Source organism: Streptococcus sp. 2100 (assembly GCF_013276335.1).
Lineage (GTDB): Bacteria > Bacillota > Bacilli > Lactobacillales > Streptococcaceae > Streptococcus > Streptococcus pseudopneumoniae.
In genome coordinates, this window is the sequence record NZ_VMKV01000004.1 from 1 (window position 1) to 15,071 (window position 15,071).

Consider the following 15,071-nt stretch of genomic DNA (forward strand, 5'->3'; position numbering starts at 1 on the left):
TGAAACTAAGCAACTATATTACCTAAAAGACTCAGGTGCTATGTTAACAGGCTGGGTGAAAGATAGCAGATCTTGGTATTACCTTGCTTCAACTGGTAAGATGCTTCACAACACCTATACACCTGGTGGTTACTGTGTAGATACCGGTGGCGCTTGGAAATAATCTAAAGTATACATTTTATTCCTTCAGCTATTAGTGTACATGCTCAGACTAAATGTTATCAGAGCTACAAAAAAACTAGATAATAATACGAAAAGCGAATCGAAACAATGAATTCTGTTTTGTTCGCTTTTTGTTTCAATCTGTGTCATTACGATATTTTCATTTAATTGTATATCCCCCAAAAATTTACATTTTTATATGAAGTATTTTAGATAAAAGCAAACGCTAAATCATATCCTCAAAAAAACAGGTTTAGAACATTTGAAAAATCGAACGCTCAGCAATGATAGTCTGTCTGGTGGCGAGAAACAACGCCTAGAAATCGCCCGCGCCCTCTACCATGATAGCCAACTCATCTTAGCAGACGAGATTAAGGCCAATCTTGACTCGGAAAATAGCAGAAAAATTAGCGACTTGCTCTTCTCCCTACCTCAAACAGTCATAGAAGCCATTCACCACTACACAGAAGAGGACTTAAAAAACTACGACCAAGTCATTCACTTAAGCAAAGAAAAGTAATATTCTTCGAAAATCGCTTCAAACTATGTCAGTTTGACCTACAACCCCAACACTTTACTTTGAGTAACATGCAGCTGACTTCCTAGTTTGTTCTTTAATTTTCATTATCCCTTGTTCATTTCCTTGAAATTTTCTGAAAAAAGAGTAAACTGGTATTCAAGAAGTCTATTTCGTGGAGTTTAGGATGAAATTATATGTTCAATTAATGATTCTCTTTGTGATTTCTCTAATCGGAGAGGGGATTTCCAGTTTCTTTCATTTGCCCATCCCAGGCAGTATTATCGGCTTGATTATTCTCTTTCTATCCCTACAATTCAAATGGTTGAGAACTAGGCATGTCAACATGGTGGGGAATTTCTTGCTGGCCAATATGACCATTCTCTTTTTGCCGCCAGCAGTAGGAATCATGGAAAAGTTTGATGTGATTGCTCCCTATCTCCTACCCATTGTTTTGATTGTCTTTTTTGCAGCAGTTGTCAATATTATCCTCATAGCGTTGGTAGTTCAGTTTATCAAACGACGGTTTGAGGGAGATTATGAGAAAGGAGATGCCAAATGAGTGAATTTGTTTCCAATCCCCTATTTGGGCTTGCCCTGTCTATCCTAGCTTATCTAGTGGGGATGTTGATTTACAGACGTTTTCCTCATCCATTGACAACGCCCCTGCTTTTGTCGGCTATTTTTATCATTATTTTTCTTAAGGTGACGGGTATTTCTTATCAAGATTACTACCAAGGTGGGGTTTATCTGAACAACTTGATTGTCCCGTCGACAGTGGCTTTGGGGATTCCGATTTACAAGAGTTTTCATTTGATGAAGCACCATGCTCGGAGTATTCTCTTTGGTAGTCTGCTAGCAGTAGTTGTCAATACCTCTTTCACAGCCCTTGTGGCCAAAATCTTTGGTATGGACTTTTTCCTAGCCATTTCTCTCTTTCCCAAGTCAGTAACAACCGCCATGGCAGTGGGAATCACAGAAAAATTGCAAGGTCTGACGACCGTGACCTTGGTGGTAGTCGTGGCAACTGGGATTTTAACCAGTGTCATCGGACCAACCCTTTTGAAGTGGTTGAAAATTGACGACCCAGTAGCTGTTGGTCTTTCCCTTGGAGGAACAGGCCATGCAGTTGGAACAGGAACAGCCTTCCGATACGGCTCTGTAGCAGGAGCCATGGGTGGTTTGGCTATCGGTGTCACTGGTATTCTCTATGTCTTTGTCAGCCCCATCGTAGCTAGTTTGATATTGAGTTAATACTCTTCGAAAATCTCTTCAAACCGCGTCAACGTCGCCTTGCCGNNACACTGTTTTGAGCAGCCTGCGGCTAGTTTGCTCTTTGATTTTCATTGAGTATAAAAAGCAAGGAATTCGAGCAATCTCATTATGGTAGTGACATGGGGGTCTAACTTCTCATATTTATACATTTCTCCAATCAGTTAGTTGATTACAACCGAGATTTTCTATACTCTCCTTATAAGATTTTCGCATAAGATGAGACAGCACACGCTGAAGACGTCTATGTTATTTAGATTTAATGCAATCTTTTCAAAGAGTTTTGATAATCTATATTTCTTATTTAGTTTAGTTGATTTCATATCACTATACTATAATGCTTATCCAAATGATGACACTATCAAAACACCCTATTATTGGATGCTTACGAAACAGATTTTTATACTCTTCAAACCACGTCAGCTTGTCCTTAGTGTGTATACGTTACTGACTTGGTCAGTTCCTCAACCTCAAAACTATGTTTCGAGGAGCCTTCCGCTAACTTCCCAGTCTGATTTTCATTGAATATTAACGATACTTTATCACATAAAGAGGCTGGATGAAAAGTCTTCACAATCAAAAAACGCATCCTATCAAGTTGAGTCCTGATAGGATGCGTTTTTATATTATTGAAATTTTGTTACAGACCGATAAGAGTTCTATCATAATCAATAAATAAAGTGATGGGAAATAAGAATTGCACACCCTGGTTTTGGAATTCAAATCAATTTATAAGAATGTTTTAGAAGCAATATTATCTTATTCCAGATTCAGTTCACTATACAATTGAGTTCTCAAGCAACCTGTTTACATAATGTGTGCATAATTAGGTTCGTGATTCCACTCTTTTTATCTCTAAAAAACCTCGCTTTCGCGAGGCTCTTCTATTTATAAGATAAGGCACGTTTAAATGTTTTCCAAATCCCTAAATCATCTGTTTGAAGGACTAGGCTGGCATACATGCGTCCGATAAATCCTGTTGCTACCACCGCAAAAATCACTGTAATAGCAAGTGAAATCCATGCTTCTACTCCCCCTGCATAGCCATTAATAGTTCTAAATGGCATAAAGAAGGTCGAAATAAAGGGAATATAAGAACCAATCTTCAAGATGAGATTGTCACCAGCTGCACCTAGAGCTGTCACTCCAAAAAAACCACCCATAATCAAAATCATCAAAGGCGACAAGGCTTTTCCTGAGTCCTCAGGACGAGAAACCATAGAACCTAGAAAGGCAGCCAAGACGACGTACATAAAGAGACTGACCAAAATAAAGAACAAGGTATTCAGTGAGAAAGCATCTCCCAAGTGATCCAAAATACCAGACTGAGCCAAGAATGGCAAATCTTTAAAGAGTAGAATGGCTGCCAGACCACCTACCACATAAATCCCGATATGCGTTAAAATCACCAGAAACAGAGCCATCATCCGCGCATAGAAATAGTGACTAGCCCTTATGCTAGAAAAGACGACTTCCATAATTTTGGTGCCTTTTTCACTGGCAACTTCCTGAGCTGTTACACCCGCATAGGTAATCAGAATCATATAAAGAAAGAATCCTAAGGCGCCTGCTGCAATTGTTTGAATAAACTTTTTATTTTCCTTGGCTTCATCAATCTTTTCTGTGAATTGAATTGTCTGCGCTAAGCGTTTTTCCTGCTCTTGAGACAAGGAAGCAGTTGAACGATTAAGCTGATTTTGCAGTTCATTGAGTGTATCTGTAACTGCAAATTTAATTCCATTTTCAAGCGACGTTTCGCCATGATAAACTGCCTTCAAGACACTATCCTCTTGGTCAATAGTCAGATAGCCTTTTAATTTTTCATCTTTAATCGCTTCTTTGGCACTTGCTTCGTCTTTGTAGTCAAAATTAACACCATTTACATTCTTCAGTCCTTCTGCTACAGATGGCACTGTTGTCACTACTGCCACTTTATCATTTTTAGCCATTGAAGAGCCTTGGAGATAAGCAATTCCTCCAGAGATTCCTAAAAAGAGGAACGGTGAAATCACCATAAAGAAGAAACTCCACGATTTGACATGTCTAAGATAGGTTTCCTTGATTACAACCCACACATTTCCCATACTTCCACTCCTGATTCTAGTTTAAAGATTTCATCGATAGTTGGCGCTTGTTGGTCAAAGGTTGCGATATATTGCCCTTGAGTCAAGATTGGGAAGAGTTCTCTACCAGCACTCTCATCCTCCAAGATCAATTTCCAACTACCTTGTTTGGTCAAGCTCACCTGTTTGACATGAGGAAGGTTTTCCAATTCTTCCTTGCTTCGTTCACTTGAAACAAAGAGACGTGTTTTCCCGTATTGATTTCGGACATCCTGAACTGGTCCATGCAAGACCACACGGCCATCTCGGATCATGAGAATATCGTCACAAAGCTCCTCGACGTTGGTCATGACATGGTCAGAAAAGATAATGGTTGCCCCACGTTCTTTTTCTTGAAAAATGACTTGCTTGAGCAATTCTGTATTGACTGGGTCCAATCCACTGAAAGGCTCATCCAAGATAATCAAGTCTGGCTCATGAATCAGAGTAATGATGAGCTGAATCTTCTGCTGATTTCCTTTTGACAGACTCTTAATTTTATCTGTCAGCTTCCCTTTCACTTCCAACCTCTTCATCCATTGAGGGAGTTTTTCCTTGATTTCCTTGGCATCCATGCCTTTTAGAGTCGCCAAATAGCGAACTTGCTCAAGAACTGTCAATTTAGGCATGAGACTGCGTTCTTCAGGCAGATAACCAATCCGAGCATAGGTCTCCTGACGAATATCCTGACCATCCAGACCGATTTCTCCCTGGTATTCTAAAAACTTCAAAATACTGTGGAAAATCGTTGTCTTCCCAGCACCATTTTTTCCTACTAATCCCAAAATACGACCTGGTCGCGCTTGAAAGTCAATACCAAACAAAACTTGCTTGGATCCAAAACTTTTCTCTAGACTTCTTACTTCTAGCATCTTTCACCTCCGAAATTTCTTGCACTCATTATACTCCTTTTTGATAGCCTTTACAATGTTTTTTGTCCATTTTTAGAAGACTAATGCTATGTAAAATATGGCATGGAGCACTTTTATACTCAATGAAAATCAAAGAGCAAACTAGGAAGCTAGCCGTAGGCTGCTCAAAGTACAGCTTTGAGGTTGCAGATAGAACTGACGAAGTCAGTAACTATATCTACAGCAAGGCGAAGCTGACGTGGTTTGAAGAGATTTTCGAAGAGTATTAGTGATAAATCCATTATACAGTAGCAAACTTAATTTATCCACTCTGCTCCTCAACTGTCAGTTTTTGGTCCTGAATTGTTATTTGAGTAAGTTCTTTTTCCTCATAAAATTTTCTTCCTCTAAAACTTCTGGAAAAAAACAGATAATTTCTTGACAACATTTTTTATAAGAAACAAGTTCATCTGTCATTTCAAGCAGGAGTAATCCTTTATCTACTAATGGACGGAACGGAATTCAATCGCTTGTCTGATGTGTTTTCTAAGGAACATATCTACTATGCACATCCCTATACCTCTTGGGAAAGGGGAACTAATGAGAATCACAACAGGCTCATTCGTAGATGGTTACCTAAGGGAACTAAGAAAACAACTCCCAAAGAAGTCGCATTCATCGAAAATTGGATGAACAACTATCCTAAAAAATGCTTGAACTACAAGTCGCTCAGAGAAAACTTCTTGATGACTAACTTGAACTTGAAATTTAGCAATAATTCATTCACCATCTAACTATATTTAGTAATTATTTCAGAACTGATTAATATTAAAATTAACTAACGATTCAAAGGATTCATACTAGACATAAATTACATCCATCAGATAGAGACTCTTATTATTTTTAGATTTTAGCTTTTCTAGCTTCAGAATACATCTAAACTTTAGAGAAGATGACTATTCGAAAGCTCGAATGCCTCAAAATTATCTCAGATAAGCTATTCGAAACTTAGAATACTTGTAAATTTATGGAATTACGATTATTCTAAACTTAGAATGCATATAACCTTTAGTTGACAGACCTGTTCTAAGTCTCGAAGGCCTGTATTCCCATCTATTTCTCATCAAAAACACTCATTCCCCCTTTCTCCTCCAAAATATGGTATAGTAGAAATATACTATCTATGAGGAGTTTACATGTCACAGGATAAACAAATGAAAGCTGTTTCTCCCCTTCTGCAGCACCTTATCAATATCTCATCGATTGCCGGTGGGGTTGGGAGTTTGATTTTCTGCATTTGGGCTTATCAGGCTGGGATTTTACAGTCCAAGGAAACCCTCTCTGCCTTTATCCAGCAGGCAGGCATCTGGGGGCCACCCCTCTTTATCTTTTTACAGATTTTACAAACGGTCGTCCCTATCATTCCTGGGGCCTTGACCTCGGTAGCTGGGGTCTTTATCTACGGTCACATCATCGGGACAATCTACAACTATATCGGTATCGTGATTGGCTGTGCCATTATCTTTTATCTGGTGCGCCTCTATGGGGCCGCCTTTGTCCAGTCTGTCGTCAGCAAGCGCACCTATGACAAGTACATCGGCTGGTTGGACAAGGGCAATCGTTTTGACCGTTTCTTTATCTTTATGATGATTTGGCCCATTAGTCCAGCTGACTTTCTCTGTATGCTGGCTGCCCTGACCAAGATGAGTTTCAAGCGCTATATGACCATCATCATTCTAACCAAGCCCTTTACCCTCGTGGTTTATACCTACGGTCTGACCTATATTATCGACTTCTTCTGGCAAATGCTTTGACACGTAAAAAATCCGTTTGGTTTCCCAAACGGATTTTGTGCTTTATTTTGAAACTTCTTTTGCAAGAACAAAGTTCCCAAGTGTGGCAGAACCATTTCCTGCTACTGCTGGAGTAACGATATAGTCACGCACATCTGGCACTGGTAGGTAACCATTGAGAAGAGCTGTAAATTTCTCACGGACACGGTCCAACATGTGTTGTTGAGCCATGACCCCTCCACCAAAGACAATCACGTCTGGGCGGAAAGTCACTGTCGCATTAACCGCAGCTTGAGCGATATAGTAGGCTTGGACATCCCAAACAGGGTTGTTGAGTTCAATGTTTTCCCCACGAACACCTGTACGAGCTTCCAAACTTGGACCAGCTGCATAGCCTTCCAGACATCCCTTATGGAAAGGACAAACACCCTTAAACTCTTTTTCAATATCCATTGGATGTCTAGCAACATAATAATGACCCATTTCAGGATGACCCACACCGCCGATAAACTCACCACGTTGGATGACACCTGCACCGATACCTGTACCGATTGTGTAGTAAACCAAGTTTTCGATACGGCCACCAGCATTGTTACGGGCAACCACTTCACCATAAGCAGAGCTGTTTACGTCTGTCGTGAAGTACATAGGAACGTTGAGGGCGCGACGAAGGGCACCAAGCAAGTCCACATTTGCCCAGTTTGGTTTTGGAGTCGTTGTGATAAAGCCATAAGTTTTTGAGTTTTTATCAATATCAATCGGACCAAATGAACCAACTGCAAGACCAGCAAGGTTATCGAATTTTGAGAAGAACTCGATGGTTTTATCGATTGTTTCGATTGGTGTTGTTGTTGGAAATTGTGTTTTTTCTACAACGTTAAAGTTTTCATCACCGACAGCACAGACAAACTTTGTACCGCCCGCTTCCAAGCTTCCATATAATTTTGTCATGATAAACCTCTTGTTTTTATTTTCTTTATTATAGCATATTTCGAAAGTCTAAATTTCTCTATTTTTTAGATTTTCCTCTGTAAATCTTACCATTCAAGCAAAAACGAACAAACATGTCATTTGTTCGTTTTCACATTAGAGAGGATTGATTAAATTTTCACTTCAATAACGGCATCCCCCTTCGCAACTGAACCTGTTGCGACTGGAGCTACTGAAGCGTAGTCAGCTGTATTTGTAACGATAACCATTGTTGTATCATCAAGTCCAGCTGCAGCGATTTTGTTTGAGTCAAATGTTCCAAGAACATCGCCCGCTTTAACCTTGTCACCTTGAGCAACTTTTGCTTCAAAACCTTCACCATTCATAGATACAGTGTCAATACCAACGTGGATCAAAACTTCAGCACCATCAGTTGTTTTCAAACCAAAAGCGTGCCCTGTTGGAAATGCGATTGAAACTTCAGCATCAGCTGGTGCATAAACCACACCTTGACTTGGTTTCACAGCGATACCTTGTCCCATAGCTCCACTTGAGAAGACTGGGTCATTGACATCAGCAAGAGCGACAACATCACCGACGATAGGAGTTACAAGTGTTTCATTTTGAAGAGCTGCTGGAATGTTGCCAGTTGTTTCTTCTTGGACCAAACGTTCTGTCGCCGCTTCAGTAGCAACTTCTTTTTCATCCTCATAACCAAACATGTAAGTAAGAGCAAAACCAAGTGCAAATGATACAGCTACCATAAGAAGGTATTGGGCAAGTTGTCCGTTACCAACATAAAGCATTGTACCAGGGATGATGGTGATACCACTACCATTACCAGCAAGTCCAAGGATAGAAGCCAATCCACCACCGATTGCACCAGCAATCAATGAGAGGAAGAATGGTTTACGGAAGCGCAAGTTCACCCCGAAGATAGCAGGCTCTGTAATACCGAGGAAGGCAGAAAGAGCAGCTGGGAAAGCAAGTGTTTTTAGTTTTGGATTTTTAGTTTTAACACCAACCGCAACAGTTGCAGCACCTTGAGCTGTCATAGCAGCAGTGATGATAGCGTTGAATGGGTTAGCATGGTCAGCAGCAAGCAATTGAACTTCAAGCAAGTTGAAGATATGGTGCACACCTGACACGACGATCAATTGGTGAACCCCACCAATCAAGAAACCACCAAGACCAAATGGCATACTAAGGATCGCTTTTGTCGCGATAAGGATGTAGTTTTCAACAACGTGAAAGACTGGTCCGATGACAAATAGTCCAAGGATAGACATAACCAAAAGTGTCACGAATGGTGTTACCAAAAGGTCAATGACATCTGGAACGACCTTGCGGACAGCTTTTTCAAATTTAGCTCCGACAACCCCGATGATGAAGGCTGGAAGAACGGAACCTTGCAAACCAACAACAGGGATGAAACCAAAGAAGTTCATAGCTGTTACTTCACCACCTTGAGCAACTGCCCAAGCGTTTGGAAGTGAGCCAGAAACAAGCATCATACCAAGAACGATACCAACGGCAGGGTTACCACCGAATACACGGAAGGTTGACCAAACAACCAAACCTGGCAAGATGATGAAGGCTGTATCTGTCAAGATTTGTGTGTAAGTTGCAAAGTCTCCTGGAAGTGGCATTTCAAGAGCAATGAAAAGACCACGCACACCCATGAAGAGACCTGTCGCTACGATAACTGGGATGATTGGAACGAAAACGTCACCGAAAGTACGGATAGCACGTTGGAACCAGTTCCCTTGTTTAGCAGCTTCTGCTTTCATGTCATCTTTAGATGATGTTGGTAAACCAAGTGCAACAACTTCATCGTACATTTTGTTTACTGTACCAGTACCAAAGATGATTTGGTATTGACCTGAGTTAAAGAAAGCACCTTGAACTTTTTCCAAGTTCTCAATCACTTCTTTATTGATTTTTCCTTCATCTTTGACCATGACACGAAGACGAGTCGCACAGTGAGCTACACTGTTGACATTTTCACGTCCACCCAAGGCATCGATGACTTTTTTTGCAATTTCCTGATTGTTCATTTGCAAAAATCTCCTTATATAAAATTTTGTTCTTGTTTGAAAGCGATTTTATTCGCCCTACGACTATTATTTTATCATGTTTTAGAAATATGTCAAGCGTTTTGCAGAAAAAATATTCTATCCACTTAGTTTGCTCGCTTTAGATTGATTGATTTTGACTGTTTTATCAGGTGTTCCTTAAAAAAATAAGTTTAAAATCTTGGTTAAAAGGGTTTTATTTCATTCTCTTTCATATTTTTGTGAAAATTTGATTGATTTCCTGCATTTATTTTATGATAAACGTTTGACAGTTTTTTCTCTTTTTTAACATAAAAGTCTTGCTTTTTTTTCCGAAAACGGTTACTATTAAAAGTGATAAGATTTTTGGAGGAATAGAAGAATGGAATGGACAACTGAGCGTCGTTACAGACTTTATCAAGATTGGACGCAAGAAGAAATTAAGAATATTAAAGAAAATATGGCACAATCTCCATGGCATACTCATTATCATGTTGAGCCAAAAACAGGACTTCTTAACGACCCAAATGGCTTTTCTTACTTTGATGGAAAGTGGATTGTTTTTTATCAGAACTTTCCTTTTGGTGCAGCCCACGGTTTGAAATCTTGGGTTCAATTGGAAAGTGAGAACTTGGTTCATTTCACAGAAACTGGAGTCAAAGTTTTGCCTGATACTCCATTAGATAGCCACGGTGCCTACTCTGGTTCTGCCATGCAATTTGGCGATAACTTGTTCCTATTTTATACAGGAAATGTTCGTGATGAAAACTGGATTCGTCACCCTTACCAGATTGGAGCTTTGATGGATAAGGATGGCAAGATTACAAAGATTGATAAGATCTTGATCGACCAGCCAGCAGACTCTACTGACCACTTCCGTGATCCGCAAATTTTTAACTTCAAGGGCCAATACTATGCTATCGTCGGTGGACAGGACTTGGAGAAAAAAGGCTTCGTCCGTCTCTACAAGGCTGTAGACAACGACTATACAAACTGGCAAGCCATTGGCAACCTTGACTTTGCTAACGACCGTACTGCCTACATGATGGAATGTCCAAATCTGGTCTTTGTAGGGGAACAACCTGTCCTTCTCTACTGCCCGCAAGGATTGGATAAAGATGTTCTAGACTACGATAATATCTATCCAAATATGTATAAGATTGGGGCTTCCTTTGACCCTGAAAATGCCAAAATGGTAGATGTGTCTCAACTTCAAAACATGGATTATGGTTTCGAAGCCTATGCAACTCAAGCCTTCAACGATCCTGATGGACGTGCTCTAGCTGTTAGCTGGCTTGGCTTGCCTGATGTTTCATATCCATCTGACCGTTTTGACCACCAAGGAACCTTCTCTTTGGTCAAAGAACTCACTATCAAAGACGGTAAACTCTACCAATTCCCAGTCGCAGCTGTCAAGGACCTTCGTGCCTCTGAGGAAGCCTTCTCAAATCGTGCCCAAACTAAGAACACTTACGAACTTGAACTCAGCTTGGAAGCTAATAGCCAGAGCGAGATTGTCTTACTAGCTGATCAAGAAGGCAAGGGACTTTCCATCAACTTTGACCTTGTAAATGGTCAAGTGACAGTAGATCGTAGCCAGGCTGGTGAACAGTATGCCCAAGAATTTGGGACAACTCGTTCTTGCCCTATCGAGAATCAGGCTACTACTGCTACGATTTTCATCGATAACTCTGTCTTTGAAATTTTCATCAATAAAGGAGAAAAAGTATTTTCCGGTCGTGTCTTCCCACATGTAGACCAAAATGGTATCCTCATCAAATCTGGAAACCTAACTGGAACTTACTATGAATTAGATTATGGTCGCAAAACTAACTGATGTCGCCAAACTTGCAGGCGTCAGCCCTACTACCGTTTCTCGTGTTATCAATAAAAAGGGCTATCTCTCCGAGAAAACCATCCAAAAAGTCAATGAAGCCATGCGGGAATTGGGCTATAAGCCCAACAACCTAGCTCGTAGTTTGCAAGGAAAATCGGCTAAATTAATCGGCTTGATTTTCCCAAATATTTCCAACGTTTTCTACGCAGAATTGATTGATAAGCTGGAACACCAACTCTTCAAAAATGGTTACAAGACCATCATCTGCAACAGTGAGCATGATTCTGAGAAGGAACGCGAATACATCGAAATGTTGGAAGCCAATCAGGTGGACGGCATCATTTCTGGTAGTCACAACTTGGGAATCGAAGACTACAATCGAGTGACGGCACCAATTATTTCCTTTGACCGAAATCTGTCACCAGACATTCCAGTCGTTTCCTCTGACAACTACGCTGGTGGAGTTCTTGCTGCCCAGACCTTGGTTAAGACAGGCGCCCAATCTATCATCATGATTACAGGGAATGACAATTCCAATTCGCCTACTGGACTACGCCACGCTGGTTTTGCATCCGTACTTCCAAAAGCTCCTATTATCAATGTTTCCAGTGACTTTTCTCCCGTCAGAAAAGAAATGGAAATCAAGAATATCTTGACTCGACAAAAGCCAGATGCCATCTTTGCTTCAGATGATTTGACAGCTATTTTGGTCATTAAAATCGCTCAAGAATTGGGCATTTCTGTACCAGAAGAGCTCAAGGTCATCGGCTATGATGGTACCTACTTTATCGAAAATTACTACCCTCAACTGGCTACTATCAAGCAACCCTTGGAAGAGATTGCCTGCCTCACTGTCGATCTTCTCTTGCAGAAGATCGAAGGCAAGGAAGTTGCGACAACTGGTTACTTCTTACCAGTTACCTTATTACCAGGAAAAAGTATTTAAATACAAGAAAACTCAGACCGAATTCGTCTGAGTTTTTATGATCTTAAATTTTCTAGGTAGCGCTGGGCTGTCTCTAGGTTAAAGGTTTTATCTGCGATGAGGCGCTCGACTAGGGGAGCAACTTCGGATTCACTAGCACCTGCGAGAAGTGCCAAAGATTTAGCCTGCAATTTCATGTGGCCTTGCTGAATCCCTGTACTCACCAAGGCTTTGAGGGCCGCAAAATTTTGGGCAAGCCCGATAGACACGATAATCTGGGCTAATTCTTTGGCAGAAGGATTTCCCAATAATTCATGACTGAGAGCTACACGAGGGTTGAGACCAACAGAGCCACCCTTGGTCGCTACAGGCATGGGTAAGGTCATCTCACCGACCAATTCTTCTCTTTCAAGATCCAGCGTCCAGCGACTGAGACCTTGATAGCGCCCGTCTCGACTAGTAAAGGCATGAGCCCCCGCCTCAATGGCACGCCAGTCATTACCAGTGGCAATCAAAATGGCATCAATACCGTTAAAAATCCCTTTATTGTGGGTAGCCGCTCGATAAGGATCAGCTTGCGCAAACTGACTAGCCAAGGCTATCTTCTCTGCAATTTCTCGTCCTTGCTCCTTTTGGCGGATCAAGTAGCGAAAGGCGATGCGACAGCTTGCAGTCACCAGAGAATCAGTTGCGTAGTTGGACAGGATTCCCATGAGACTCTGTCCCTGACTGAGTTCTTCTAAGACTGGTTTCAAGGCTTCCAGCATGGTGTTGAGCATATTGGCACCCATGGCTTCCTGGGTATCGACATGAATATAAACAACGAGAAAGTCTGGTTCGCCTTTTATCTGCTCGACATGCAGATCACGCGCCCCACCTCCACGTTTAACGATAGAAGGATAGGCTTGATTGGCAAGTTCTAGGAGCTCTGCTTTCTTGCTGGCAATCTTCTCTTGCGCTTGTTCAGGGTCAGCAACTTGATAAAGGGCTACCTGTCCAATCATCTGGCGCTCATGAACCTGAGCAGTAAAGCCACCTGCTCGCTTGATGATTTTACTAGCATAGCTGGCCGCAGCAACCACGGACGGTTCTTCTGTCACATAGGGAACTGTGTATTCCTGACCGTTAACGAGAACCTCTGGGACCAGCGAATAAGGCAGAGAAAAAGTTCCCACCACATTCTCACTCAGCTGATCTGCCACAGTTACACTCATCTGTTCATCCTGCTCTAAACTCTCTTGCCTCTCAGGACTAAGGAACGCCTGAGCTTTTAACAGCTCGAGGCGCTCTTGGTATGATTTTTTAGAAAATCCATTCCAACTTATCTTCATTATTTTTCAACCTTGCTATAACGGCGTTGGTGATCAACAATTTCAACCAAGGCAAAATCTTGATTTTCATAGCCAGCAAACTGAGCAGAATTTGTTTCATCTAAGTCTACTTCTTCAAAGAAGACTTTTTCATAGTCTGCAACAGATAAGGCAGTTCGTTGGTTGAGCTTGTTCAAGCGGTCTTTATCCAGATAAGCTTCATAACCTTCAACCAATTCACCGCTGAAGAACTCAGCTACAGCACCACTTCCGTAACTATAAAGGGCGATTTTATCCCCAGCCTTCAAGCTATCTGTATTTTCCAAGAGAGACAGAAGCCCAAGGAAAAGTGAACCTGTGTAGATATTCCCCACCTTTTGACTGTAAAGAATAGACTGGTCAAAATGCTTTTGCAAGAGGTCTTTTTTCTCTTGAGGCAGGCTCTTATCCATGATTTTTTTCAAACCTTTTAAGGCTAATTTAGGATAAGGCAAATGGAAACAAACAGCCGCAAAATCATCCAAAGTAAGCTGGTAGCGTTTTTGATATTCAAGCCAAGTCGTTTTCAAACTATCCAAATATTGTTGGGTAGAATAGACACCATTTACATAAGGAGTTGTCGAGTAATTTGGACGCCAAAAATCCATGATGTCACGGGTTTGAGCAACATTGTCATTATTAAAGGCCATCATGCGTGGATTTTGTGTAATCAACATGGCCACACTTCCAGCACCTTGAGTTGGTTCTCCTGGAGTTTCAATACCGTACTTGGCAATATCACTGGCAATGACCAAGACCTTGGACTCTGGAGAATTTTCCACATGCAATTTGGCATAATGAAGGGCAGCTGTCGCTCCATAGCAGGCTTCTTTAATCTCGAAACTACGCGCAAAGGGCTGAATACCCAGCAAGCCATGCACAAAGACGGCTGCAGCCTTACTCTGGTCAATTCCTGACTCGGTCGCCACAATGACCATGTCAATTTCTGCTCTTTCTTGCTCAGTTAAAATAAAGTCACTAGCACTGGCCGCCAAGGTCACGATGTCCTCAGTTAAGGGCGCAATACTCAATTCCTCGAGTAAGAGTCCTTTGCTTAATTTTTCAGGGTCAATTCCCCTCGCTTCTGCTAAGTCTTGTAACTTCAAGACATATTGACTGGTCGCAAAACCAATCTTATCAATACCGATTGTCATATTTACCTCTGTTTTATCATTCATGTAAAAAATCGTTCGGTACTATTTTATCACAAATGGCAGTAAAAGAGATAAAAAAGACTTGATTCACCAAATCAAGCCTCTTATTGGTCATAATTTCAAAG

General features: G+C 41.2%; 12 protein-coding genes and 3 pseudogenes. 8 read left to right on the top strand and 7 right to left on the bottom strand.

The window, feature by feature from the left end:
- The 4 genes and pseudogenes from HT669_RS00575 to HT669_RS00590 form a co-directional block, all read left to right on the top strand.
- Positions 1-163, top strand: a 163-nt coding sequence (locus HT669_RS00575) for a choline-binding protein A (RefSeq protein WP_155465491.1), incomplete at its 5' end; no start/stop codon positions are given.
- 216 nt (positions 164-379) lie between these two features.
- A pseudogene (locus HT669_RS00580) lies at positions 380-682 on the top strand (ATP-binding cassette domain-containing protein); the annotation flags it as partial.
- Positions 683-866: 184 nt separating this feature from the next.
- Positions 867-1,241: a CidA/LrgA family protein gene (locus tag HT669_RS00585; protein WP_000781328.1), complete on the top strand. Its 375-nt coding sequence runs from the start codon at positions 867-869 to the stop codon at positions 1,239-1,241.
- Entirely contained in the window at positions 1,238-1,933 is a 696-nt protein-coding gene (locus HT669_RS00590) for an LrgB family protein (RefSeq protein WP_023934327.1), read from the top strand. The genes HT669_RS00585 and HT669_RS00590 overlap by 4 nt, the downstream gene beginning before the upstream one ends.
- Before the next feature lie 165 nt (positions 1,934-2,098).
- Here HT669_RS00590 and HT669_RS10915 read toward each other — a convergent pair.
- From HT669_RS10915 to HT669_RS00600, 3 genes and pseudogenes are all read right to left on the bottom strand, one after another.
- Positions 2,099-2,248: pseudogene (locus HT669_RS10915) on the bottom strand (IS630 family transposase); the annotation flags it as partial.
- A gap of 587 nt (positions 2,249-2,835) precedes the next feature.
- The gene (locus tag HT669_RS00595) at positions 2,836-4,035 is read right to left on the bottom strand and encodes an ABC transporter permease (protein WP_023934334.1); all 1,200 of its coding nucleotides are present in this window, start codon (positions 4,033-4,035) and stop codon (positions 2,836-2,838) included.
- Positions 4,014-4,925 (bottom strand): ABC transporter ATP-binding protein, encoded by a 912-nt coding sequence (locus tag HT669_RS00600; protein WP_023934336.1) that lies wholly within the window; start codon positions 4,923-4,925, stop codon positions 4,014-4,016. Before HT669_RS00600 ends, HT669_RS00595 begins: the two co-directional genes overlap by 22 nt.
- Positions 4,926-5,413: 488 nt before the next feature.
- Between HT669_RS00600 and HT669_RS00605 the strand changes: the two are divergent.
- A pseudogene (locus HT669_RS00605) lies at positions 5,414-5,698 on the top strand (IS30 family transposase); the annotation flags it as partial.
- A 402-nt stretch (positions 5,699-6,100) separates the two neighbouring features.
- A complete protein-coding gene (locus HT669_RS00610) occupies positions 6,101-6,718 on the top strand; it encodes a TVP38/TMEM64 family protein (protein WP_023940844.1) in 618 nt (205 codons plus the stop codon).
- Positions 6,719-6,760: 42 nt separating this feature from the next.
- On the opposite strand, the gene scrK is transcribed toward HT669_RS00610, so the two are convergent.
- Positions 6,761-7,648 carry a fructokinase ScrK gene (gene scrK / locus HT669_RS00615; RefSeq protein ID WP_000164309.1) on the bottom strand — a complete coding sequence of 296 codons (888 nt, stop codon included), beginning with the start codon at positions 7,646-7,648 and terminating at the stop codon, positions 6,761-6,763.
- 149 nt (positions 7,649-7,797) lie between these two features.
- Positions 7,798-9,684: a sucrose-specific PTS transporter subunit IIBC gene (locus HT669_RS00620; RefSeq protein WP_188108528.1), complete on the bottom strand. Its 1,887-nt coding sequence runs from the start codon at positions 9,682-9,684 to the stop codon at positions 7,798-7,800.
- Positions 9,685-10,063: 379 nt separating this feature from the next.
- Between HT669_RS00620 and HT669_RS00625 the strand changes: the two genes are divergently transcribed.
- Both HT669_RS00625 and HT669_RS00630 read left to right on the top strand, forming a co-directional pair.
- On the top strand, positions 10,064-11,518 hold the full coding sequence (locus HT669_RS00625; RefSeq protein ID WP_172922251.1) for a glycoside hydrolase family 32 protein: 1,455 nt from the start codon (positions 10,064-10,066) through the stop codon (positions 11,516-11,518).
- On the top strand, positions 11,499-12,464 hold the full coding sequence (locus tag HT669_RS00630) for a LacI family DNA-binding transcriptional regulator (protein WP_000226009.1): 966 nt from the start codon (positions 11,499-11,501) through the stop codon (positions 12,462-12,464). Before HT669_RS00625 ends, HT669_RS00630 begins: the two co-directional genes overlap by 20 nt.
- Positions 12,465-12,499: 35 nt before the next feature.
- Here HT669_RS00630 and HT669_RS00635 read toward each other — a convergent pair whose 3' ends face one another.
- On the bottom strand, positions 12,500-13,774 hold the full coding sequence (locus HT669_RS00635; protein ID WP_000704368.1) for a hydroxymethylglutaryl-CoA reductase, degradative: 1,275 nt from the start codon (positions 13,772-13,774) through the stop codon (positions 12,500-12,502).
- A complete protein-coding gene (locus tag HT669_RS00640) occupies positions 13,774-14,946 on the bottom strand; it encodes a hydroxymethylglutaryl-CoA synthase (protein WP_000151945.1) in 1,173 nt (390 codons plus the stop codon). The genes HT669_RS00635 and HT669_RS00640 overlap by 1 nt, the downstream gene beginning before the upstream one ends.
- Between the last annotated feature and the right edge of the window lie 125 nt (positions 14,947-15,071).

Bases quoted from the DNA above. Each gene is read 5' to 3' on its own strand.
- HT669_RS00585 (WP_000781328.1), top strand. From the start codon at position 867: ATGAAATTATATGTTCAATTAATGATTCTCTTTGTGATTTCTCTAATC.
- HT669_RS00590 (WP_023934327.1), top strand. From the start codon at position 1,238: ATGAGTGAATTTGTTTCCAATCCCCTATTTGGGCTTGCCCTGTCTATC.
- HT669_RS00595 (WP_023934334.1), bottom strand. From the start codon at position 4,035: ATGGGAAATGTGTGGGTTGTAATCAAGGAAACCTATCTTAGACATGTC.
- HT669_RS00600 (WP_023934336.1), bottom strand. From the start codon at position 4,925: ATGCTAGAAGTAAGAAGTCTAGAGAAAAGTTTTGGATCCAAGCAAGTT.
- HT669_RS00610 (WP_023940844.1), top strand. From the start codon at position 6,101: ATGTCACAGGATAAACAAATGAAAGCTGTTTCTCCCCTTCTGCAGCAC.
- scrK (WP_000164309.1), bottom strand. From the start codon at position 7,648: ATGACAAAATTATATGGAAGCTTGGAAGCGGGCGGTACAAAGTTTGTC.
- HT669_RS00620 (WP_188108528.1), bottom strand. From the start codon at position 9,684: ATGAACAATCAGGAAATTGCAAAAAAAGTCATCGATGCCTTGGGTGGA.
- HT669_RS00625 (WP_172922251.1), top strand. From the start codon at position 10,064: ATGGAATGGACAACTGAGCGTCGTTACAGACTTTATCAAGATTGGACG.
- HT669_RS00630 (WP_000226009.1), top strand. From the start codon at position 11,499: ATGGTCGCAAAACTAACTGATGTCGCCAAACTTGCAGGCGTCAGCCCT.
- HT669_RS00635 (WP_000704368.1), bottom strand. From the start codon at position 13,774: ATGAAGATAAGTTGGAATGGATTTTCTAAAAAATCATACCAAGAGCGC.
- HT669_RS00640 (WP_000151945.1), bottom strand. From the start codon at position 14,946: ATGACAATCGGTATTGATAAGATTGGTTTTGCGACCAGTCAATATGTC.